The sequence below is a fragment of the Siminovitchia jepli genome (assembly GCF_047228825.1).
Lineage (GTDB): Bacteria > Bacillota > Bacilli > Bacillales > Bacillaceae_C > Siminovitchia.
In genome coordinates this window covers 1-731 of sequence record NZ_JBFEGN010000214.1, presented here as the reverse complement: position 1 = coordinate 731, position 731 = coordinate 1, and the positions used below count along the sequence as shown (strand labels likewise).

The window sequence follows — 731 nt, the reverse complement described above, 5'->3', positions numbered from 1 at the left end:
ATCCGGTAGGTTGCGGCATCCTTTTTGTCATTCAAGGGGCCAACGTGGACCCAATCGGCTTCATTCCTGTATGCCTGTTCCTTTAATTCTTTGCACAGCTTGAAGTTTTCAGGGAAACGGCTGATGAACGGCCTGTCACCATATATATTTAAATTATCTTCTGTCACCATTGCAGAATCGACGATGGTGACCATCTCTTGCAATGCCTCTTTGGGAAGGAACTCTTCCATACGGAGTGCTATGGTCCCATTCCAGGTTTTATCAGAAGTTTTCCCATTCATCACATCTGTAAATAAGGGGACTCCCTCCACGCTTCCAAGGCCAAACATGAGCTGTTTCAGATCCGGTCGCAAATCCTTGCTGTACCCATGTTCAATCTTTAAGGGCGAATCCTCTGAGTCCGGGGTTTCATAGATTCCCTGAAGGGAAAAACTGGTTGTATCTATATGGGCCTGATCAAGGAGAATCCCTTCCTTCTCAAGGGCTTCCCATGCGATGGCATGATAAATACCGGGCAGGTCGCTTTTGGCAAGCTTTTCCAAAGCCCTTCCCAACTTGTCATCATTGAAATCTTCGGGACTCCATGCTTTGCCGAATAAATTTTCAATATCCATCTTTTCGTAGAACTCCCCTACGCGATATAGGGGCTTCCTTTTAACAAGCAGGTTGATAACGAGGGCTTTGATTGCTTCACCGGGAGACATATCTGTTCGCTGCGGATCCCAAGATAC

General features: G+C 46.5%; 1 protein-coding gene. It reads right to left on the bottom strand.

All coding sequences use genetic code 11. The features are described from left to right. The coding region (locus AB1L08_RS22445) for an IS1634 family transposase (protein ID WP_413066785.1) at window positions 1-704 on the bottom strand (704 nt) is incomplete at its 3' end. Window positions 705-731 lie beyond the last annotated feature (27 nt).